The 21361-nt window shown below is 64.4% G+C and carries 17 protein-coding genes and 1 tRNA gene; 14 read left to right on the plus strand and 4 right to left on the minus strand.

Going from position 1 to position 21361, the window contains the following annotated elements; genetic code table 11:
* Window positions 1-1032, plus strand: coding sequence for a LacI family DNA-binding transcriptional regulator (locus M0209_RS04920; protein WP_258887182.1), 1032 nt, complete (start codon window positions 1-3; stop codon window positions 1030-1032).
* On the opposite strand, the gene M0209_RS04925 is transcribed toward M0209_RS04920, so the two are convergent.
* The 3 genes from M0209_RS04925 to M0209_RS04935 form a co-directional block, all read right to left on the minus strand.
* Complete coding sequence (locus M0209_RS04925; protein ID WP_258887183.1) at window positions 1029-2147, minus strand: glycoside hydrolase family 68 protein; 1119 nt, start codon at window positions 2145-2147, stop codon at window positions 1029-1031. The two genes, M0209_RS04920 and M0209_RS04925, sit on opposite strands and share 4 nt — an antisense overlap.
* Before the next feature lie 75 nt (window positions 2148-2222).
* Window positions 2223-4283 (minus strand): alpha-galactosidase, encoded by a 2061-nt coding sequence (locus tag M0209_RS04930; protein ID WP_258887184.1) that lies wholly within the window; start codon window positions 4281-4283, stop codon window positions 2223-2225.
* Window position 4284: 1 nt separating this feature from the next.
* Window positions 4285-5613, minus strand: coding sequence for an MFS transporter (locus M0209_RS04935; protein WP_408988226.1), 1329 nt, complete (start codon window positions 5611-5613; stop codon window positions 4285-4287).
* Between the two features lie 187 nt (window positions 5614-5800).
* On the opposite strand from M0209_RS04935, the gene M0209_RS04940 reads away from it, so the two are divergent.
* The 3 genes from M0209_RS04940 to M0209_RS04950 all read left to right on the plus strand — a co-directional run bounded on the left by M0209_RS04940 (window position 5801) and on the right by M0209_RS04950 (window position 11519).
* Window positions 5801-8308, plus strand: a complete 2508-nt coding sequence (locus M0209_RS04940) for a TonB-dependent receptor plug domain-containing protein (RefSeq protein WP_258887185.1) — start codon at window positions 5801-5803, stop codon at window positions 8306-8308.
* 96 nt (window positions 8309-8404) lie between these two features.
* On the plus strand, window positions 8405-9862 hold the full coding sequence (locus M0209_RS04945; RefSeq protein ID WP_258887186.1) for a putative 2OG-Fe(II) oxygenase: 1458 nt from the start codon (window positions 8405-8407) through the stop codon (window positions 9860-9862).
* A 148-nt stretch (window positions 9863-10010) separates the two neighbouring features.
* Entirely contained in the window at window positions 10011-11519 is a 1509-nt protein-coding gene (locus tag M0209_RS04950) for a tryptophan halogenase family protein (protein WP_258887187.1), read from the plus strand.
* A gap of 43 nt (window positions 11520-11562) precedes the next feature.
* Here M0209_RS04950 and M0209_RS04955 read toward each other — a convergent pair.
* Window positions 11563-11652: transfer RNA gene (locus tag M0209_RS04955), tRNA-Ser, on the minus strand.
* Between the two features lie 93 nt (window positions 11653-11745).
* Here M0209_RS04955 and M0209_RS04960 point away from each other — a divergent pair.
* The 10 genes from M0209_RS04960 (at window position 11746) to mazG (ending at window position 20988) form a co-directional block, all read left to right on the plus strand.
* Window positions 11746-12792 carry a lytic transglycosylase domain-containing protein gene (locus M0209_RS04960; protein ID WP_408988181.1) on the plus strand — a complete coding sequence of 349 codons (1047 nt, stop codon included), beginning with the start codon at window positions 11746-11748 and terminating at the stop codon, window positions 12790-12792.
* Window positions 12782-13558 carry a septal ring lytic transglycosylase RlpA family protein gene (locus M0209_RS04965; protein ID WP_258887188.1) on the plus strand — a complete coding sequence of 259 codons (777 nt, stop codon included), beginning with the start codon at window positions 12782-12784 and terminating at the stop codon, window positions 13556-13558. The genes M0209_RS04960 and M0209_RS04965 overlap by 11 nt, the downstream gene beginning before the upstream one ends.
* Before the next feature lie 18 nt (window positions 13559-13576).
* Window positions 13577-14743 carry a D-alanyl-D-alanine carboxypeptidase family protein gene (locus M0209_RS04970; RefSeq protein ID WP_258887189.1) on the plus strand — a complete coding sequence of 389 codons (1167 nt, stop codon included), beginning with the start codon at window positions 13577-13579 and terminating at the stop codon, window positions 14741-14743.
* Window positions 14710-15369 (plus strand): dTMP kinase, encoded by a 660-nt coding sequence (gene tmk / locus M0209_RS04975; protein WP_258887190.1) that lies wholly within the window; start codon window positions 14710-14712, stop codon window positions 15367-15369. Before M0209_RS04970 ends, tmk begins: the two co-directional genes overlap by 34 nt.
* Window positions 15366-16343 carry an AAA family ATPase gene (locus M0209_RS04980; protein ID WP_258887191.1) on the plus strand — a complete coding sequence of 326 codons (978 nt, stop codon included), beginning with the start codon at window positions 15366-15368 and terminating at the stop codon, window positions 16341-16343. The genes tmk and M0209_RS04980 overlap by 4 nt, the downstream gene beginning before the upstream one ends.
* Window positions 16344-16462: 119 nt before the next feature.
* Entirely contained in the window at window positions 16463-18079 is a 1617-nt protein-coding gene (gene metG, locus M0209_RS04985) for a methionine--tRNA ligase (protein WP_258887192.1), read from the plus strand.
* Window positions 18079-18852, plus strand: coding sequence for a TatD family hydrolase (locus M0209_RS04990; protein WP_258887193.1), 774 nt, complete (start codon window positions 18079-18081; stop codon window positions 18850-18852). The genes metG and M0209_RS04990 overlap by 1 nt, the downstream gene beginning before the upstream one ends.
* Window positions 18849-19613, plus strand: a complete 765-nt coding sequence (locus M0209_RS04995; protein WP_258887194.1) for an MBL fold metallo-hydrolase — start codon at window positions 18849-18851, stop codon at window positions 19611-19613. Before M0209_RS04990 ends, M0209_RS04995 begins: the two co-directional genes overlap by 4 nt.
* Window positions 19610-20203, plus strand: a complete 594-nt coding sequence (locus tag M0209_RS05000) for a TIGR02281 family clan AA aspartic protease (protein WP_258887195.1) — start codon at window positions 19610-19612, stop codon at window positions 20201-20203. Before M0209_RS04995 ends, M0209_RS05000 begins: the two co-directional genes overlap by 4 nt.
* A gap of 47 nt (window positions 20204-20250) precedes the next feature.
* Window positions 20251-20988 carry a nucleoside triphosphate pyrophosphohydrolase gene (gene mazG, locus M0209_RS05005; RefSeq protein ID WP_258887196.1) on the plus strand — a complete coding sequence of 246 codons (738 nt, stop codon included), beginning with the start codon at window positions 20251-20253 and terminating at the stop codon, window positions 20986-20988.
* Window positions 20989-21361: the final 373 nt, after the last annotated feature.

A 21361-nucleotide genomic window follows, 5' to 3' on the forward strand; every position in this document is an offset into this window, starting at 1 on the left:
ATGAGTCACAGTTCGTCCGACGCGCCGCCCCGACGCATCCGCAACATCGCCGAACTGGCCGAACTGGCGGGAGTATCGCCGGGTACGGTATCGCGCGCACTGAGCGGCGCGGGCCTGATCAGCAGCAAAACCCGCGAGCGTATTCAGGCGCTAGCCCGCGAGCATGAATTCACGCCCAATGCGATGGCCCGCAACCTGCGCATCCAGCGGACCGGGGCAATCGGCGTTGTCATTCCGCTGGGGCATGAGACCGGACAGCATATTTCCGATCCGTTCTTCATGACGATGCTCGGGCATCTGGCGGATGCGCTGACCGAACGCGGTTACGACCTGCTGCTGTCGCGCGTGATTCCGACCAATGGCGACTGGCTCGACCGCATCGTCGATTCCGGACGGACCGACGGCGTCATCGTCATCGGTCAGTCGGACCAGTCGGCAACGCTCGACCGGGTCGCTGCACGCTATCGCCCGCTGGTCGTCTGGGGCGGACGCAGCGAGGGGCAGGTGCATTGCTCGGTCGGGTCCGACAACCGGCGCGGCGGGATGCTGGCGACGCAGCACCTGATCGAGCGGGGCTGCAAGCGTATCGCCTTCTTCGGCGATCCGCGCGCGCAGGAAATCGAACAGCGTCTGGCGGGTTGCCGCGAGGCGATGGCCGCAGCGGGTCTGAGCGATGCGTTGACTGTCTTTCCCGCGCATCTGGTGGCCGAAGACGCCCAGCCCGACATCGCCCGCTTTCTGTCGGGCAGCGGCGACCGACCGCAGGGGATTGTCGCCGCGTCGGACATCATCGCGATGAGCGCGATCCAGGCGATGGTCGAGCGCGCGATACCCGTCCCCGACGAAGTCCGCGTCGTGGGCTATGACGATTTGCCCATTGCCCAGCAGACCCTGCCGCGCCTGACCACGATCCGGCAGGATATTGCGGGCGGCGCGGGGCATCTCGTCGACTTGCTGCTGCGCCGGATTGCGGGCGAGGACACCGACGGCGTGGTGATGGCGCCCGAACTGGTCGTGCGCGGGTCGAGCTAGGGAACGACTCGAGTTTCGTCGCCGTTGAGCGCCAGCGTGAATACCGGCGCTGGCGTTCCGCCGAATTGCGTCGCCAAGGTCTCGGGATGGCTGTCGCGCGTGCGTCCCTTCATGCCCCACAGATCGATAAAGCTCACCACGTCGAGCGATTTCGTGACCAGCCAGCTGTAGCCCTGAAACGGTTCGGCGACCGGGTTGGCGGCGACGAGTCCCGTCCCGTTGAGCGGCCGGTAAGGCCCGAGAATGTTGTCGGCGACCATGCCGTACAGTCCGTTCGGTCCCGACGGCCCTCCGGGGGCGAAGACATGGCGTTGGGTCGACCAGAACAGGTAATAACGCCCGTCGCGATGGACGAGATGCGGCCGTTCGAATTCGTTGTTGATGCCGTCACCGGAGATCAACGGCGGGTGTAGCTGCCACGCGCCATCGACCTTCTCTGCGATACCGATGACGCCATTGTGGCTGTGCGGCGACCGTCCGTCCGATCCAGTGAACAGCATATAGTCGCGACCGTCGGCAGGATCGCGGAAAAACCCCGGATCGCGGAACCCCTTGATCAGCCCCGGCCCGCCTGCAGTGCGGCAGGTATCGATATAATGGTCGCCGTCGCTGGTGAAGAGTTGCGCTGGTGGCGACCAGTCGCCGACGCTCACCGCGTCGCCCTCGACCGCAAGCGGTGCGCTTACCGCAAACATCCGCTGCTCGAAACTGAACGGATCGCCGCGCCTTCCGGTCGAGGTGAAATACAGCATGAGCAGAGCGCTTGCCGGATCGAATACTGCCGACCCGGCCCATTCGCGCGTCCCCGGGGCAAAGCCATCGGGCAGGAGATTGCCATGGTCGCGCCAGACTTTGTCCTTTTGCGACATCAGGCGGATCCGCGCGACATCGTGGCGCAGATCCGGATTGGGATCGGTCGCGGCCGACAGGATCATCCACAAAGTGCGACCGTCGAACGCGGCGGTCGTCCCGTCGGTGAGGCACACCGGCCACATGTCCCAGAGATCGATACCGTCGAGGACGCGCGCGGCTTGCGCGGCTCCGATAACCGGGATCTCGGGAAGGGGGAGGGCGTCGATCCGCGCGATGTCCGCAGCGCGCCAGTGCGTTGTCACGCCCAAGTCCTGCGCTGCCTGCAACTGCTATCCCCGTCCTGCTAATTGCCCCTCATACGCATAGCTGACAGGATTTCAACAATCGATTGCAAAAATCTGGAATGCCGCAGCGCGCTCCGCTTTCAGGTCGGGCATTGGCAGGCCGCCAGCGATGAGCCAGCTGCCCTCGAACATTGACACGGCACCCTTGGGGAACAGTCCTTCGACCCGGTAGCACCGCGACGGATCGAGCATCGGTAGGGGCAGGTCCACTGTGTAACGCTGCGTCGCGGGGTCGAGGCGATAAACGAAGAGCAGCAGCGAACCGGCGTCGCCTTGTGCCTGCCAGTGGATCGAGTCCGGCGCCTGACCCGCCCAGGTCCGCCCGTAGTGCAGCGCTTCGCGCCAGTCCTTGTAGCGCGATATCCACCCCGCCAGCTTATCGCGCTCGGCAGGGTCGAGGGTGCGCGGGTCCATTTCGACCCCGAGATGACCCGGCATCGCCACCAGCGCGCGGAAATCGAGCGATTGCCGCCGCCCCGTCGCATGGGCGGGACTCGCGCCGATATGCGCGCCCATCAGCTCTGGCGGCATGAATTGCAGGAACCCGCGCTGGATGACCACACGCGACACCGCGTCGTTGTTGTCGCTGGTCCAGAAGCGGTGCGTGCGGGTCGCAATACCCGCATCGATTCGCCCGCCGCCGCCGGCGCAACTCTCGATCTCGACATGGGGGAAGGCCGCGCGAACTCGATCCAGCAGCGCGTAAGTGCCGAGCACCTGCTTGCGGTACGAGGATCGCCCGTCGGCTCCGGCAGCGGGCGCAAGCGCGCGGTTGTGATCCCATTTCAGATAAGAGATCGGCAGATCGGTCAGCAGCACCGATAACGCCTCGAACAGGTAATCTGTCACTTCGGGGCGCGCCATGTCGAGCACGAGCTGGTTCCGAGCCGTTGGCTGCTCGCGACCGGCGATCTGCAACGCCCAATCGGGGTGCGCGCGGTACAGCTCGCTGTCGGGATTGACCATTTCGGGTTCGACCCACAGCCCGAATTCCATACCGAGCGCCGTCACATGATCGGCGAGCGGTTTTAGCCCCTGCGGGTATTTCAGCAGATTGACCGTCCAGTCGCCGAGCGAGGAGGTGTCGTCGTTGCGCCCCCTGAACCACCCATCGTCGAGGACGAAGCGTTCGATGCCGACTGCCGCTGCCGCATCGGCGAGCGATTTCAAGTCGTCGGGATTGTGATTGAAATACAAGGCTTCCCAGGTGTTCAGATGCACCGGGCGCGGGCGCATTTTCCCGCCCGGCCAGTCCATCCGCGCGCGCACCGCAGTATGGAAATTCTGCGCGACGCCGTTTGTGCCTTCGGGCGAGAAGGTCGCCAGCACGTCGGGGCTGTTCAGCGTCTCGCCCGGGGCAAGTCGCACTTCACCCGGTGCAAGCCACTCGCCGATCTGCCACTGCCGTCGCCCATCGTCGAGCGGCTCTATGATTTGCGCATGATTGCCGCTCCACGCGAGCTGTGCCCCCCATGCCGCGCCGCCATCGCCGAGAACGACGGCACCGGGAAAGTCCTCGTGGCTCGTCAGTCCGCGCCGGTTCTCGCGCCGCCACATCGAACCGCCCAGCGTGTCTTCGCACTCGACAAACTCGTTATTGTGCCGCCCGCCCCAAGACCGGACGCTGCGGGCCAAGGGGGGCAGGGGCAGGCACCCTGCCGCCAGCCATTGCACGTCGAGAGATGCGTCTCCCGTGTTCGCTAACGCACTCGAGATCGTTAAAACGTCGGTGGCGGGGTCGAGTACCAGCTTAATAGCGACCTCGATACGCGCAACGGCGTCGGACAGCTTTAGTCGGACCTCGCCCGTACCGGTCCGCTCGACGGTGCACCCGGTAAACTCCTGTGCAAAATCGAAGCCTTCGCGGTGCGCAAGCAGCGCGCTTTGCCCGAACCAGCCGATGCCGAAGGTCGGGAAAACCGACAGCGGCATATCATGATCGAGCGAGAAGGAGGGCAGGGGCCGCACCAGCGGGTCCATCTCGACCCTATCGGCCAACCGCGCGCCCCAGTGCCGCCACAGCAACGTGTTGCCCGAACGCTCGAGCACCAGCGAGGTCGCACGGCCATGGAGAACGATGAAGCGGTCGGACATGCTACCCCAGTTCGCTGTCCTTGACGCGCATCACCGCCAATGCGGCGCACAGCAACAGCACCCCCGCCAATGTCAGAACATTGCGCGCATCGCCACCCAGCAACGGCCCGTAGTAAAACGGCAGGGTCGCGGCGTTGAGCAGCATGGGCACGACGATCATCATGTTGAATATACCCATGTAAACCCCCGTCCGCCGCGGCGGAATGCAACTGGCGAGCATCACATAAGGCGTTCCCATGATGCTGCCCCAGGCAATGCCGACGCCGATTGCCGCACCGAACAACCAGGCCTTGTCCTGGATCATCGGGATCAGCGCCATGCCGATGCCGCCGCAAACGAGCGCGATCGCATGCGTCCGGCGTGGGCCGATTTTTCGAATGATCGGCACCATCGCCAGCGCCGAGGCAAAGGCGATGAAATTGTAGAACGCCGCCATTTCGCCATTGGTCAGCACCGCCGAACGGAACCCGTCCGACACAGGGTCGCTGGTGCCATAGACCGACCGGCTGATCGAATAAGTGACATAGGTCCAGTAGCTGCCGAAGGCATACCATTGGAACAGCATCATGATGCCGAGCTTCTTCATCGGTGCCGGCATCTCGCGCATCGCCTCGAAGATTTCGGCGAAGGTCGAACCCGCCGATTTCGGCATGGCGGCGATTTCGGCGCGCTGTTCGGGCGTCAGCGGCAGTTCGGGTACGCGGATCACCGACCACAGGATCGTCGACAGCGACAGGACTGCGCCGATCATGAAGACGACGTGCACGGTATAGGGGATATTGTGCGCGTCGACTGCATCCTTGTTCATGCCGAACAGCCCGACGAGCAATGATGGCGTCCCGAGTGCGAGGCATTGCGCGATGCCGGTGAACGCACTCTGGGTCAGGAATCCGGCGTTGTGCTGTTCGGGATTGAGCCGGTCGCTGACATAGGCGCGATAGGGCTCCATCGTGATGTTGTTGCCCGCGTCGAGCAGCCACAACAGGCTCGCCGCCATCAACAGGCTCGATGAAAACGGCATGACAAGCAGGCCGAGGCTGCACATGACGGCCCCGACGAGGAAATAAGGGGTACGGCGACCCCATTTGCTGTCGGTGCGGTCGCTCATCGCCCCGATGATCGGCTGGATAATCAGGCCGGTCATCGGACCCGCAAGCTGGAGCAACGGCAGCGCCGCTTCGTTCGCGCCGAGATAGCTGTAGATCGGTCCCATATTGCCCTGTTGCAGGCCGAACGAGAACTGCAGGCCGAGGAAGCCGAGATTCATCTGCACGATCCGCCAGAGCGACAGATGCGGTTTTTGGGCGGCGCCGCTGGGCGCGATGCTCATGGTTGCACTGGTCACGACGATCCTCCCTGGCCCTTTATGCAAGGCTTCTGGATTAGGGACGTAACAGGCGGACGGCGCAATGCAACAATCGATTGCAGATTCATGTTGCAATCGATTGCTAGACGTGCGACTCAGGATGCGGACTTGCGTCAAGCAAGCATGCTCAATGTATATCCGGGGAGGATTTATGAAGAATTCGGTTCGCCAAAGCGCTGCTTCTTTGGGCGCGATCGCGGTCATGATGGCGGTTTCCGCCCCGGCGTTTGCCCAAACCCCGGCTGCACCTGCTGCATCCGCAGAGCCGGGCCTCGACGAAATCGTTGTTACCGCCTCGGGTCGCGATAAGTCGCGTCTGCAAAGCGCGGTTGCGGTCACCAGCGTCGATGCGGCGACGATTGCGAACTTCAAGCCAGTGTCGGAATCCGAAATCTACCGCTTGATCCCCGGCATTCAGGCTGCCGGTACAGCGGGTCCGGGCGGCAACTCGAACATCGCTGTGCGCGGCCTTCCGGTCGCAACCGGCGGCTCGCCGTTTGTCCAACTGCAGGAGGACGGCCTCCCCACCGTCCTGTTCGGCGACATCCAGTTCGGCAACAACGACTATTTCACGCGCTACGATGCCAGCGTCGAGCGTCTCGAATCGGTGCGCGGCGGCGGGGCGACGACCTATGCGTCGCAGGCGCCGGGCGCGATCATCAACTATATCAGCAATACCGGCGAGAAAGCGGGCGGGTTCTTCGGGATCAACCAGGGCCTCGATTTCCGCGAGGCGCGGGTCGATTTCCGCTATGGTGCACCCATCGGTGAAAACACGCGGTTCCACATCGGCGGCTTTTACAAGGTAGGTAACGGCCCGCTGAACAATTTCCGGGTCAGCAACAGCATCCAGATCAAGGCGAACCTCACGCAGGAATTCGGCGACGGCAAGGGCTATGTCCGCCTGCTCGCCAAATTCGCCAACACCAAGGATCCGAACTACACCGGCGCGCCGGCGCTGGCGACGCGGAACGGCAACACCGTCAGCAACATCACGCCATTCGCCGGGTTCGACGGGCGCAGCCAGAACAATTATTCAGTCTACAACACGACCGGGCTGTTTCTCAACCGCGCGGGCACGGCACTGGAGCGCCGCGACATCGATGGCATCACCACCAAGCAGTTCTCGATCGGCGCGCAGTTCCATTACGAATTCGGCGACAATTTCACCGTCGATAACAACTTCCGCTGGAGCGACATCAGCGGCGCGTTCGCGGCGCCGTTCCTCAACCTGACGCGGACCACGGGCATCATCGGTTCGACCGTGAACGGCGGCGTCGTGGCCTCGCTGCGCTATGCAGCGGGTCCGCGCGCCGGACAGGTCTACACCGGCACCTATGTCGACAATAACGTCAACGTGCGGACCAACATCCGCGATGCGGGTTCGATCGCCAACGACCTAGCGCTGTCGGGCAAGTTCGATGCGGGCTTTGCCAAGGTCACCGCGCGCGCTGGCCTGTTCGTGATGAGGCAGAACATCGGGATGGACTGGCACGTCAACCAGTCGACCCGCGAAGTCAGCGGCGACAATCCGGCGCAGCTCGACCTTTACACGGCGGCGGGCGCGCGGCTGACCAACGAAGGCATCTCGGGCTACAACAACAACTGGGGCACGTGCTGCGCACGCGATTACGATCTGAGCTACACCAACACCGCGCCATTCCTGTCGCTCGATCTCGACGGCGAAGCTTTTGCGCTCGACGGCAGTGTCCGCTTCGAGAACGTGAAGGCCAAGGGCGGCGGCACGCAAGGCGGCACGACGATCACGGTGAGTTCGGGTGGCGTGAACCTGCCCGCGCTGCTCAGCAACAGCGTCCGCGAGGTGGTCGATTATTCGCGCAGCTACACCAGCTGGACCGCGGGTGCGCTGTGGAAGGCGAATGCTAACACCAGCATCTTCATCCGTGCGTCGAAGGGCGGACGTTTCAACGGCGACCGTCAGACTTTCGGCGGCAAGTTCACGACGACCGGCGCGCTGTGCACCAGTGCCCAGGCACGGGCCGCGACCAACGGTTGCACGGCCGATGGTGTCACCCCCTCGGTCGATTTTGTGAACCAGTATGAGATCGGGATAAAGAACCGTGGCAACATCGGAACCGGGCGTTATTCGGTCGAATTCTCGCTGCTGAAGGCCGATTTCAAGCAGAGCACGTTCGAACTGTCGGCCACGCGCTGCGGCGGTGCGGCGGGCGGGTGCATCATCGACTCGAAGTATCGCTCGACGGGTGCGGAGTTCTTCGGAACCTTGTCGTTCGGCGCTTTCTCGCTGGTCGCCAACGCCACCTATTCGGACTCGCAACAGCTCGACGGCACGACCTATCGCCGCGCCTCGTATCTGCCGAGCCTGACCTATACGGTGTCGACCAACTATGACATCGGCGATATGGTGACTTTGGGCCTTGCCGCCACCGGCCAGTCGAGCGTGCGCGACGATCCGGGCAATGTCTATCCGGGCGGAATCATCGTGAATTCGACGATCTCGGTGCGGCCGGTCGAACATCTGGAAGTCGGGTTGCAGGCGTACAACCTGTTCAACAAGCTCGATTTCCGCGGCAACGGCAGCAATGTCGCCGATGTGACCGGGGCGAATTCGGTCGTGCTGACGGGCACGCCGGTTGTCGGCCAGACGTTCCTCGGCACGCTGAAATACAGCTTCTGAGTTTAATCCATCGGGTCGCGCCGGTTAGGGAGGGGAGCGGTCATCGACCGCTCCCCTTTTTCCGTTCAAAGCGCGGAAGATGGAGCGGGGGAGGCAATGACCGGCATTGCGGCAGCACGACAGGCGATGCAGGCGGGGCGCGCCGACCTCGCCGTGCCGATGCTTGACGCGCTGCACCGTGACCGGCCCAGCGACATCGATATTGCGCGGCTTCTAGGCTTCGCGTTGCGGCAGGAGCAGCGACTGGTCGAGGCCGAGTCCGTGTTTGCGGCGGCGACCGGAACCTCCGATCCCGGATGCAGTTTCGGACTGGCCCAAACGCGCTACGAGCTGGGCCTTCCGTCGGCGACATTGTTCGAGCAAGCTGGTCGCCTCGATCCAGCCAACCCCGATATCGTGAAGAACCGCGCGGCAGCCATGGCGGCAGAGGGCGATACGGCAGGTGCAGAGCGCCTGCTGGGAACCGCGCTGGCGCAGCACCCGGCTTGGCTCGACGGCCACAAGGGGCTGGCGACCTTGCGCTGGACTCGCGGCGACCAGACGCGCTTTGTCGACAGCTACGCGACGGCATGCCGCGCGCAGCCGGAGAAGGCCGCGCTGTGGCTTGCGTGGTTTGCGGCGGTTACGCAGACGCGTGACTGGGCAGCGGCGGGCGCAATCCTCGACCAGGCCGAGCAACATCTGGGTACGACAGCGGGTATCGCTGCCAGTCGTTTTTTTCTCGCCAGCGAGTCGGGCGACACCGCAACTGCCGACGCACTATTCGCCGCAACCGGCAACATAACAGGCGATGCGACCAACCTGACCCGCATCCGCTACCTGCTGAGGCGCGGGAGATTTGCCGAGGCGCAGGATCTGGCGTTGCCGCTGACCCGAACCACATCAGCGACCCTGTTCTGGCCGTATCTCTCGCTGATCTGGCGACTGACCGGAGACGCGCGCCACGAATGGCTCGACCGGCCCGAAACTTCGATCAAATCCGTCGATGTCGATCTTACGGCGAGCGAGTACATCGAACTCGCCGAGGTGCTGCGCGGGCTGCACGACATGGCGCGGCCCTATGTCGAACAGTCGGTGCGCGGGGGCACCCAGACCGACCGTTCGGTCATGCTGCGGCACGAACCGATCCTGCAAAGGACGCGCGCGGCGTGGATCGACGCCATCCGGGGCTATGTCGCGGACCTGCCGCCGCTCGAGGAAGGCCACCCGCTGCTCGGCACCCCGCGCACCCAATTGCTGATCGAGGGCAGCTGGTCGGTACGACTGCTGAGACAGGGGCATAATGTGCCGCACACCCATCCGATGGGCTGGCTGAGTACGGCGTTCTACATTGCGCTGCCCGACACTGCCGCGATGGGGCCGCCGCCAGCCGGACATATCGCGTTCGGCACGCCGCCTGCCGATCTCGGCCTCGACCTGAAGCCGTATCGCACTATTGTCCCGCGCGTCGGGCAATCGGCAGTGTTCCCCTCGACGATGTGGCACAGCACTTTGCCGTTCGATGACGGCGAGCGGCTGGTGCTGGCGCTCGATGTTCGCCGTCCGGCGTATTGAGTGATGTCCGACTTCCCTGAGCTTGTCGAAGGGCTTTTCTTCTTTCTCCAAGCATGAATGCAAAGAAGTGGGGCTTCGACAAGCTCAGCCAAGTCGGCAGGGGGAGAGCGCTATTGACTGCGCCACAATCGATTGCGATGCCAGCCCTATGAAGCAGACTAACCCCCGTGCGATCCGCTCTATCGTCATCGTCGGCGGCGGCACTGCGGGCTGGATGACGGCAGCGGCGCTGGCCAATGCGTTGAAGGCGCACTGTACCGTCACGCTGATCGAAAGCGACGAAATCGGCACTGTCGGCGTCGGCGAGGCGACGATCCCGCCGATCCGCACCTTCAACGCGACGCTCGGCATCGACGAGAACGAGTTCGTCCGCGCGACGCAGGGTTCGTTCAAACTGGGCATCGAGTTCGTCGATTGGGGGCGGCGCGACCACCGCTATTTCCACCCCTTCGGCACCTATGGCCGCGATTTCGACATGGTGCCACTGCACCAATACTGGCTCGACGCGCAGCGCAAAGGCGAGGCACCGCCGCTCGACGATCTGTGCATGGCGTGGGCTGCGGCAAGTCGCGGCAAGTTCGCACAACCGTCTGCGGACCCGCGCAGCGTCGCGTCCACCTTCGACTATGCCTATCATTTCGACGCCGGGCTCTATGCACGTTTCCTGCGGACCTATGCCGAGGCGCGGGGCGTCGTGCGGATCGAGGGCAAGATCGCCGATTACGAGCAAACCGCCGAAACCGGGTTCATCCGCTCGGTCACGCTGGAGGACGGGCGCGGGTTTGCCGGCGACCTGTTCATCGATTGCTCGGGCTTTCGCGGGCTGCTGATCGAGGGCGCGCTGGAGACGGGCTATCAGGACTGGACGCACTGGCTGCCCTGCGACCGCGCGCTGGCGGTGCCGTGCGAACGCGCGAGCGAGTTCACCCCCTACACCCGCTCGACCGCGCGCGAGGCGGGCTGGCAATGGCGCATCCCGCTGCAACACCGCACTGGCAATGGCTATGTCTATTGCAGCAAGTTCATCGACGAGGCGGCGGCGGCCGAAAAACTGCTCGCCAATCTCGACGGCAAGGCGCTCGCCGATCCGAAGCCGCTGCGCTTCGTCACCGGGCGGCGGAACCTGTTCTGGAACAAGAATGTCGTCGCCATCGGCCTGTCGGGCGGGTTCATGGAGCCGCTCGAATCGACCAGCATCCATTTGATCCAGGCCGGGATTGCCAAGCTGCTCGCGCTGTTCCCCGACCGCGACTTCGATCCATTGGTAACCGACGAATACAACCGCCTCGGCATCGCCGAGTTCGAGCGCATCCGCGACTTTATCATCCTGCACTACAAGCTGACGACGCGCACCGACACCGAGCTATGGCGCTATTGCGGCGCGATGGACGTGCCCGACAGCGTGACCTGGAAGATCGACCATTTCCGCCGCTACGGCCGCTTGCTGGCGCGCGAAGCCGATCTGTTCGGCCCGCCGAGCTGGTTGGCGGTGCATGTCGGGCAGGGGAATATGCCGGAGGCCACTGACCCGCTGCTGGCGCATCGGGGACAGGACAGTGCGGTGTTTCTTCGCAAGCTCGCCGATGCGCTGGCGCGGGCAGGGGAAGGTATGCCGACACATGCGGGGTATATCGAGGCGAATTGCCGGGCGGGATGACAAACTCCTCCCCAGCGCAGCGCAGGGGGGGGGTGAGGCGTGCTGGCGGACAGGGTGGGATTCGAACCCACGGTGAGCTTGCACCCACGACGGTTTTCAAGACCGTAGCCTTAAACCACTCGGCCACCTGTCCGCACACGATCCGGTTACGGATGCAAGGCGCGCCGTGCAAGCCGCGCGACGAAACGGGATTCGCAAAGCGGCCCGCCTGTGCCATGGTCGGGCGATGCGGGGGTTCAGACAGTTCGGATATGCGGTCGCGATGGCGGTGCTGGTGGTGCCGGTGGCGCAGCTCGGCGGCGGACGGGCGTTTGCCCAGTCCGAGGATGCCGGATTTCAGGCCTATCTTCAGCAGGTTGCCGGGATCGCCCGCGCGCAGGGCGTGTCGCAGGGGACGATCGACAGTGTCCTGCCGACGCTGACCTTCAACGCCCGCGTCGTCGAATTCGACCGGCAACAGCCCGAAACCAATCCCAATGCGCCGATCCCCAAATTCGCGCCCTATCGCGCGCAGCATGTCGATAGCGCGCGGATTACGCGGGGTCGTGCCAAATACGCCGCGCTCCGGCCGCTGCTCCAGCGCGTCGAGCGCGAGACCGGGGTGCCCGAGGGCATCATGATCTCGATTTACGGCAACGAGACCAATTACGGCGCGTTCACCGGCAATTTCGACCTCGCCCGCGCGCTGGCGAGCCTGGCCTATGAGGGGCGGCGGCGCGCGCTGTTCCAGCAGGAATTCATCGATACGCTGAAACTGATGGACCGGGGATACCGGCGCGACCAGCTGGTCGGCAGCTGGGCGGGGGCGACGGGCTATCCGCAATTTCTGCCGTCGGTCGTGCTGCGGCTGGCGCGCGACGGCGATGGCGATGGGCGTGCCGACATCTGGCGGAGCGAAGCCGATGCGCTCGCCAGTATCGCCAATTATTTCCGCGATGCGGGCTGGCGACCGGGGCAGCCTTGGGGCGTGGCAGCGAGCGTACCCGCGTCGCTCGACCGCAATGCCATCGCCAACCGCACCAACAGCCCACGCTGCCCGCGCGTCCATGCCCGTCACAGCATGTGGAAAACCGTCGGCGAATGGCGCGCGCTGGGCGTGACACCAGTGTCGTCGAAGCTGCGCGACAGCGATATGGCTTCGCTGCTCGAACCCGACGGGCCGGGGGCGACCGCCTATCTGCTGACCGGCAATTACCGGGTGATCCTCGACTACAATTGTTCGAATTTCTACGGCCTGTCGGTCGGGCTGCTGGCCGATGCGGTTGCGGGCTGAACCCCTGCTGGCGGGCCTGTTACTCGCCAGTTGCGTCGGAGCGCCCGAGCCGCGCACCGCATCGCGCCCGCCGGTTTATCGCGCACCCGCCAGCGACAATTTCGTCAAGGTCGGCGCGACCTATAGCGCGGGCGGTAACAGCTACACCCCGCGCGACGACCGCGATTACGACGAGACCGGCATGGCGAGCTGGTACGGCGAGGAACTGCGCGGCAGCCGCACCGCCAATGGCGAACCCTTCGACCCCGACGGCTTTACCGCCGCGCACCGGACGCTGCCACTGCCGTCCTATGTCGAGGTAACGTCGCTCGAATCGGGGCGGGCGATATTGGTGCGGATCAACGATCGCGGCCCGTTCCACGGCAACCGGATCATCGACCTGTCGCTGGGTGCGGCGCGGCAATTGGGGATCACCGCGCGCGGCGCGCATCAGGTGCGGGTCCGCAGGGTCGAACCCGACGAGCGTGACAAGCTCAGTCTGCGGCGCGGGCAACCGGTCATGCTGCGCGGCGGGAGGATCGAGCCGCAGCGTGCGCTGGCCACGGCGAAAATGCCGGTCGGGCCGGGGCCGTTCTTCCTGCAAGTCGCGAGCTTTTCGAGCGAGCAGCGTGCGCGGACGATGGCCGAACGGCTCGGTGCGGACGTCTCGCAGATCGCGGGGACATGGCGGGTGCGGCTCGGGCCGTATAATTCGGCCGAACGGGCGATGGCGGCACTGGCACCGCTGGCGGCAAGGGGCTATCCGGACGCCGTCATCACCCGCTGAACCGTGTCGGAGTCGTTCGTGAAGCCCTATCTGCCTGTCCTCGCCCTGTTGCTTGCTACGACGCCGGTCACTGCCGCCGCACCGCCGTTCGAGACCGCCGCGCCGGTTGCCTATCTGATCGACATGTCGTCCGGAGCCGTGCTTTACCGCAAGGACGAGAACCGTCGGATGCCGCCGGCGTCGATGGCCAAGATGATGACGGTCTATGTCGCGTTCGACATGATCAAAAAGGGCGAGCTGAAGCGCGACCAGATGATGACTGTGCGGCCCGAAACCTGGGCGAAATGGCATGGTCCGGCGGCGGGATCGACGATGTTCCTGTCGGCGGGCGAGCAAGTGAGCGTCGACAATTTGCTCAAGGGCATTGTCACGCTTTCGGGCAATGATGCCTGCGTCGTGCTGGCCGAGGGGATTTCGGGTACCGAGGAAGCCTTTGCCGCGCGGATGAACGACGCGGCGAAGAAGCTGGGCCTCGCCAACAGTCAGTTCGGCAATTCGAACGGCTGGCCCGACGAGGGGCGCACCTATGTGACCGCCCACGACCTCGCGACACTGGCGGCGGCGACGATCCAGGATCACCCGCAGCTCTATAAGGCGTATTACTCGCTGCCGTCGTTCACCTGGGGCAAGACGCTGGGAGCGGGGGCGGACATTACGCAGGCCAACCGCGATCCGTTGCTGGGCCGTGTCGCGGGTGCCGACGGGTTGAAGACCGGACATACCGAGGAAGCGGGGTACGGTTTCACCGGGTCTGCCGAGCAGAACGGCCGACGGTTGGTCATGGTCGTCGCGGGCCTTGGCAGTTTCAACCAGCGGATCGAGGAATCGGTGCGGTTCATCGACTGGGGCTTCAAGGCGTGGAGCACCAAGCCGCTGTTCGCCAAGGGCGCGAAGGTCGAGACGGCGGAAGTGCAACTGGGCGATGCGGGGTCGGTCAACCTGATCGCGCCGCGCAATCTGGCGGTGACGATGCCGGCGGGCGCGTTCACCGGCATGAAGGTCAAGGTTGTCTATGACGGCCCGGTCAAGGCACCGATCGCCAAGGGGCAGCATATCGCCGATCTGGTCGTCGAAACGCCGTCGACCCCGCCGCAAGTCATGCCGCTGGTCGCCGAAGAGGCAGTCGGTGAGGCCGGGTTCTTCCGCCGCGCTTGGGCGGGGTTGCTGTCGTTCTTCGGAGCCTGACGCTGGCGGGGCGGTTCATCACGCTGGAAGGCGGCGAGGGCGTCGGGAAATCGACGCAGGCGGCGCGGCTGGCGGAGGCATTGCGGGCGCTGGGGCGGACGGTCGTGCTGACCCGCGAACCGGGTGGCACGCCGGGGGCAGAGGCCATCCGCGCGCTGCTCATGACGGGCGAGGCCGAGCGCTGGGACGCGCGCGCCGAGGCGTTGCTTTTTGCTGCCGCCCGCGCCGATCATGTCGCGTGTGTCATCCGGCCGGCGCTCGCGCGCGGCGACTGGGTGATCTGCGACCGATTCATCGATTCGACACGGGCGTATCAGGGCGGCGCGGGCGGCGTGTCGGACGCCGATATCATGGCGCTGCATAGGGTGGGCAGCGAGGGATTGCTGCCCGACCGGACGTTGCTGTTCGAATTCCCGGTCGAACTCGGCATGGAACGCACCTATGGCCGCGACCTGCTCAGCCCCGACCGCATGGGCAGCCGCGACGCCGCCTATTACGCCGATGTCGCCGCGCGGTTCCGGCGCTTTGCCGAGGCGGGCGAGGCGCGGTTCCGGATCGTCGACGCCTCGGGTTCGGTCGATGAGGTCGCCGCGCGGGTACTCGCTGCCGCGACCGATGCGCCATGACCGCGATCCTCGGCCATGACGCGCAGTTCGATGCGATGCGCGCCGCCATCGACAGCGGGCGGATGCATCATGCGTGGCTGTTGCATGGGCCGAAGGGTGTGGGGAAGGGGAGCTTCGCGCAGATCGTCGCGGCGCGGTTGCTGGCCGAGGCTTCGGCGACGCCGCCTGCCGATACCAGCTTTGCGCTGGATGAGAATAACTCGACCGCGCGGCTGATCGCCGCGGGATCGCATCCCGATCTCGTCACGCTCGCCCGCCTCGAGAACGAAAAGACCGGCAACCTCGCGCGCAATATCACTGTCGATCAGGTTCGCACCTTGAAGGGTGTATTCAGCGGCACCCCGTCGCAAGGCGACCGCCGTGTCGTCGTGGTCGACAGCATCGATGACATGGAACGCGGCGCGGCCAATGCGCTGCTCAAAAGTCTGGAAGAGCCGCCCGCCAGCACGACATTCCTGCTGGTCAGCCACGCGCCGGGCCGCTTGCTGCCGACGATCCGTTCGCGCTGCCGCAGCCTCGCGTTCGCGCGGCTGGGCGATGACGTCATGACGGCAGTTCTTGCCGAACACGCCGCGCACCTCGACGACATGACTCGCGCGGTGGTGATTGCGGTGGCGGGCGGCGCACCGGGAGCGGCGCTGTCGGTGATCGAGGCCGATGTGCCCGGCATCGACGCGGCGTTGCGCGAGATCGCGACGACCGGCGATCCGCATAATGTCCTGCGCCTCGATCTGGCGGGCAAGCTCGCGCTGAAGGCCGCGCTGCCGCGTTACGAGGCGTTCCTGCGCCGTGCGCCGGCCTTCATTGCGGCGCAGGCGCGGACGCGAACGGGGCGGGAGCTCGCGACCGCCATCGATGCGTGGGAAAAAGCGCGTCAACTCGCCGATGTCGCGATCCCGCAGTCGTTGCCGCAGGAAAGTGTGGTGTTCGAGATCGCGGGGCGGGTGGCTTCGCTCGGCGCGGCGGCCAGGTAGGAAAGGGGCTTCGACAAGCTCAGCCAAGTCGGCGGGAGAGGCAGTCCTCCACCCGACTTGGCTGAGCTTGTCGAAGCCTCCCCCTTCGCAACACGCGATTCGCCCATTAGGGGCAATCCATGCCCTCCGACCCCTTCTACATCACCACTGCGATCAGCTATCCCAACGGACGCCCGCATATCGGCCATGCCTATGAGGCGATAGCGGCGGACGCGATTGCGCGGTTCCAGCGGATGCAGGGGCGCGAGGTGCGGTTCCAGACCGGCACCGACGAACACGGCCTGAAAATGGTCCAGACCGCGCGCGAACGCGGCGTCGAAGTCGCTGACTTGGCGCGCGAGATGTCCGACCAGTTCCAGGCGATGTGCGACGCGCTGAACGTCAGCTACGACAATTTCCAGCGCACCACCGACCCCGCGCATCACCGCGCCAGCGTCGCCATCTGGGAAGCGATGAAGGCCAGCGGCGACCTGTACCTCGACCGGTACGAAGGCTGGTACTCGGTCCGCGACGAGGCCTATTACGAAGAGAAGGAACTGACCGAGGGCGAGGGCGGCGCGAAGCTGTCACCGCAGGGCACCCCGGTCGAATGGACGGTCGAGGAAAGCTGGTTCTTCAAGCTCTCGAAATACGAGAAGCCCCTGCTCGAACTCTATGCAAACCAACCCGATTTTATCCGGCCCGAGAGCCGCCGCAACGAGGTGGTGCGCTTTGTCGAAGGCGGCTTGCGCGACCTCAGCATGTCGCGGACCAGCTTCGACTGGGGCGTCAAGGTTCCCGGGTCGCCCGACCATGTGATGTACGTCTGGGTCGATGCGCTGACCAACTATCTGACCGGTCTGGGATATCCCGATGCAACGCCCGATATGGCGAAATTCTGGCCCGCAAGCCTTCACCTGATCGGCAAGGACATCGTGCGGTTCCACGCCGTGTACTGGCCCGCGTTCCTCATGTCGGCGGGGATCGCGCTGCCCAAACAGGTCTTCGGCCACGGCTTCCTGCTGGCGCGCGACGGGGCGAAAATGTCGAAATCGGCGGGCAATGTCGTCGATCCGATGGCGCTGGCCGAGCGGTATGGCGTCGATGCGTTCCGGTACTTCCTGCTGCGAGAAGTGAGCTTCGGGTCGGACGGGACGTGGAGCGAGGAAGCCATTGTCGCACGGTGCAATGCCGAACTCGCGAACAGCTTCGGGAACTTGGCGCAACGCGTGTTGAGCATGGTTGCAAGCAATCTCGGTGGGAAAATTCCCGTACTACAGGGGCTTAGTCTAGCCGATCGACGAGAGGCGGCAAACGATCATGACCGGCGCCACGCAACTCTAGGAACCGGATTTCTGTGCGATAGCCTTCGGGCTGCTCATGAATACCGTGAGGCGTTTGCTTCTCTTGATTGGCAGAGGGCGTTTAACGCGTGGCTCAAGGTCGTGTTTCAAGCGAACAGCTACGTGGATGAGACTTCGCCTTGGAAACTGAAGGCGACAGATCCCGATTTGATGGCATCGGTCCTCGCTCATCTCATGATCGTTTTGCATGATCTAGCGATCATGCTCCGCCCAATCGCCCCAACAGCATGTGATCGACTGTTGGACGCAATTGGAATACCGGAAGCGGAAAGGGACTTTGGCAGCATCGATGACATGGAGTGGTACGATAGGTTGCTGTCGTCCGGTCAATTTATTGCGAAGCCGACCCCTATCTTCCCCCGTCTCGAACTGCCCGCCGAAGATCCGGCCTGATGTTCGTCGATTCGCATTGTCACCTGAATTACAAGGGGTTGGTCGAAGATCAGGCTGCCGTCCTCGACCGCGCACGCGGGGCAGGCGTCGACACGATGCTCAACATTTCGACACGCGAGCGTGAATGGGACGAGATTGTTGCCACGGCCGAGAACAACCGCGACGTGTGGGCCTCGATCGGCATCCACCCGCACGAGGCCGACGCGCATCCGGATGTCGATACCGCCAAGCTCGTCGCGCGCGCCACGCACCCGCGTGTCATCGGGATCGGTGAAACGGGGCTCGACTATTATTACGACCACAGCGACCGCGAGCGGCAGCGGGCGTCGTTCCGCAGTCACATAGCGGCGTCGCGCGCCACGCAGTTGCCGCTAATCGTCCATACGCGCGATGCCGAGGACGATACCGCTGCGATCCTGACCGAGGAAATGGGGAAGGGGGCCTTCCCCGGCGTGATCCATTGCTTCACCGCAAGCGACGCTTTCGCCCGCATCGCGCTCGACCTCGGCCTTTATATCTCGATCTCGGGCATTGTGACCTTCAAGAATGCCAAGGACTTGCAGGCAACGGCGTCCACGATTCCCCAGGATCGGCTGCTGATCGAAACCGATGCGCCGTTCCTGTCGCCGGTCCCGCATCGCGGCAAGACCGGCGAACCCGCGTTCGTTGCCGACACCGCGCGGTTCCTGAGCGGTTTGCGCGGCGTTTCGGTCGAGGCGCTGGGTGCAACGACATCCGCAAACTTCCACCGCTTGTTTGCGAAGGCCGCGTGAAGGTCACAGTCCTTGGTTCCGGCACGTCGTCCGGCGTACCGCGCGTCGATGGCAATTGGGGGACTTGCGATCCGGATGAGCCGCGCAACCGGCGGCGGCGGGTGTCGATCCTCGTCGAGCATGACGGCACGCGCATCCTGGTCGACACATCGCCCGATCTGCGCGAGCAATTGATCGGCGAAGGTGGCGGACGGCCTTCGGCGGTGATCTGGACGCACGAGCACGCCGATCATTGCCACGGCATCGACGACCTGCGGCCGTTCTATTTCTATGGCAAGGAGCCGATAACGGGCTTTGCGCGGCCGCGCGCCAGGGCCGAACTGACCCTGCGCTTCGCCTTCGCCTTTGCCGGGCATCAGGCCTATCCGCCGTATATTACCTGCGGCGATCTGGGCGATGACAGCGAGATCGGCGGCATCCGGGTGCGCGCGGTCGATTTGCCGCATGGCGAAATCACCAGCGCGGGCCTGCGTTTCGACGCGGGGGGCAGCTCGCTGGCGTATTTCACCGATTTCAATGTTTTGCCCGATGAAGCTGCGGCACTCGTGCAGGATATCGACCTGTGGATCGTCGATGCGTGCCGCCACGCGCCGCACCCGACGCACCCGCATCTGGCGAAGACGCTGGCGTGGATCGAGGCGCTGAAGCCGAAGCGTGCGGTTCTGACGCATATGGACCAGACGATGGATTACCGTAGCCTGTGTGCGACGCTGCCCGAGGGCGTCGAGCCGGGCTATGACGGGATGGAGATCGTGCTGTGAGCGGCGACGATACCGCGCGGCTGGTCGCTGCGGGCCTGATGATTGCGCTCGTCGCCAGCAGCCTGTTCGGTCGCGGGCTCAAGCTCGGCGCAACCCTGCGGATGGTATTGGCATGGTGCGCGATTTTTGCGATTGTCTTTGTTGCGTTTTTGTTCCGTGACGAGGCGAGGGTGGTGTGGTCGCGGATCAAGGCCGAAGTCGGCGGTGAAACCGCTACAGTCTCGGGGGGCGTCACACGCGTTACCATGCGCGCAGACGGCCATTTCCATGTTCTGGCCAAGATCAACGGTCAGGCGTACGATTTTCTGATCGATACAGGTGCTACGTCGACCGGGCTGACTGAGCGCACGGCGCGGCAGGCGAATGTGCAGCCCGATTCTTCGATCCAGATGCCGGTCGATACCGCCAATGGCACCGTGATGGTCTCGACCGCGCGGATCGGCTTGCTCGAGGTCGGCAACGTCCGACAGACCGACGCGCGCGCAGTGATCGGCAAGAGTTTCGGCGACACCAATGTGCTGGGGATGAACTTTTTGTCGCAGCTCAAGAGCTGGAAGGTCGAGGGGCGCACTCTCACTCTGGAGCCTTAGCGTATTTTACATAATGTATATTATCGGGCTTTAAGACAGGAAGAACGATGAAGCCGATCCCGACCCCCCTCGACCGCATCATCGCCATTGTCGAGCGCCTGCGTGATCCGGTCGACGGGTGCGACTGGGACCGTGTCCAGACCTTTGCGACCATCGCGCCGTACACGATCGAGGAAGCCTATGAAGTCGCCGACGCGATTGCGCGCGACGATATGGCGGCGCTCAAGGACGAGCTCGGCGACCTGTTGTTCCAGGTCGTGCTCCACAGCCGCATTGCGGAGCAACTCGGCGCGTTCTCGCTCGGCGATGTCGCGGCGGCGATTGCCGACAAGATGGAACGCCGCCACCCGCATCTGTTCGGCGATGCCGAGGCGCGACCCGACTGGGAAACCCTCAAGGCGGCTGAACGGTCCGACGCGGCGAGTGCGCTCGACGGCGTGGCACTTGCGCTGCCCGCCCTGATGCGCGCCGAGAAACTCCAGAAGCGCGCGGCGCGAACCGGTTTCGATTGGCCCGACGCTTCGGGTCCGCGTGCGAAAATCGACGAGGAACTCGTTGAAATCGAAGCGGCGAGCACGCCTGCAGAGCACGAGGACGAGGTCGGCGACCTGCTGTTCGCGGTGGTCAACTATGCCCGGCACCTCGGCGTCGATCCCGAAGTCGCGCTACGCGGGGCCAATGCGAAGTTCGAGGGGCGGTTTCGGTCGATCGAGACGGTGCCGGGGTTTGCGGGAATGTCTCTCGATGAGAAAGAGCGGTTGTGGGTGGCGGTCAAGAAGAAGTGAGAGGCTTCGACAAGCTCAGCCAAGTCGGTTTGGGAACAATGCTTTCCACCCGACTTGGCTGAGCCTGTCGAAGCCCCCTCTTTTTAAAATTCTCCAACATTTGCGGACGCGCCCGTCCACCGGCTGGAGCATTCCCCGCGACAATGCGACCGGCGCGTCCTGCCACGGGCATCCGGGCGGGACGACTTTGTGGGTCGTTCCAGTCAGGCACGCTTGGTTAGAGGGTGCCGTATCGCCATTGTGCCCGGCTTCGCATTGGATGTGGCTGCGCCGTGGATGCCTATAGAGACGAACTGTTGTGCGGATCGTTGCCGCAAGGCCAGTCTTGTCGCTTATGCCGCCTTGAGCGATCTTAAGTCCCGCAGGACCGCGA

It is taken from the genome of Sphingomonas sp. SUN039, assembly GCF_024758725.1.
In the GTDB taxonomy this organism is placed as follows: domain Bacteria; phylum Pseudomonadota; class Alphaproteobacteria; order Sphingomonadales; family Sphingomonadaceae; genus Sphingomonas_O.

Coding starts and splice junctions, on each gene's coding strand:
- M0209_RS04920 (WP_258887182.1), top strand. CDS start 1: ATGAGTCACAGTTCGTCCGACGCGCCGCCCCGACGCATCCGCAACATC.
- M0209_RS04930 (WP_258887184.1), bottom strand. CDS start 4,283: ATGTCCGACCGCTTCATCGTTCTCCATGGCCGTGCGACCTCGCTGGTG.
- M0209_RS04935 (WP_408988226.1), bottom strand. CDS start 5,613: ATGAGCATCGCGCCCAGCGGCGCCGCCCAAAAACCGCATCTGTCGCTC.
- M0209_RS04940 (WP_258887185.1), top strand. CDS start 5,801: ATGAAGAATTCGGTTCGCCAAAGCGCTGCTTCTTTGGGCGCGATCGCG.
- M0209_RS04945 (WP_258887186.1), top strand. CDS start 8,405: ATGACCGGCATTGCGGCAGCACGACAGGCGATGCAGGCGGGGCGCGCC.
- M0209_RS04950 (WP_258887187.1), top strand. CDS start 10,011: ATGAAGCAGACTAACCCCCGTGCGATCCGCTCTATCGTCATCGTCGGC.
- M0209_RS04960 (WP_408988181.1), top strand. CDS start 11,746: ATGCGGGGGTTCAGACAGTTCGGATATGCGGTCGCGATGGCGGTGCTG.
- M0209_RS04980 (WP_258887191.1), top strand. CDS start 15,366: ATGACCGCGATCCTCGGCCATGACGCGCAGTTCGATGCGATGCGCGCC.
- metG (WP_258887192.1), top strand. CDS start 16,463: ATGCCCTCCGACCCCTTCTACATCACCACTGCGATCAGCTATCCCAAC.
- M0209_RS04990 (WP_258887193.1), top strand. CDS start 18,079: ATGTTCGTCGATTCGCATTGTCACCTGAATTACAAGGGGTTGGTCGAA.
- mazG (WP_258887196.1), top strand. CDS start 20,251: ATGAAGCCGATCCCGACCCCCCTCGACCGCATCATCGCCATTGTCGAG.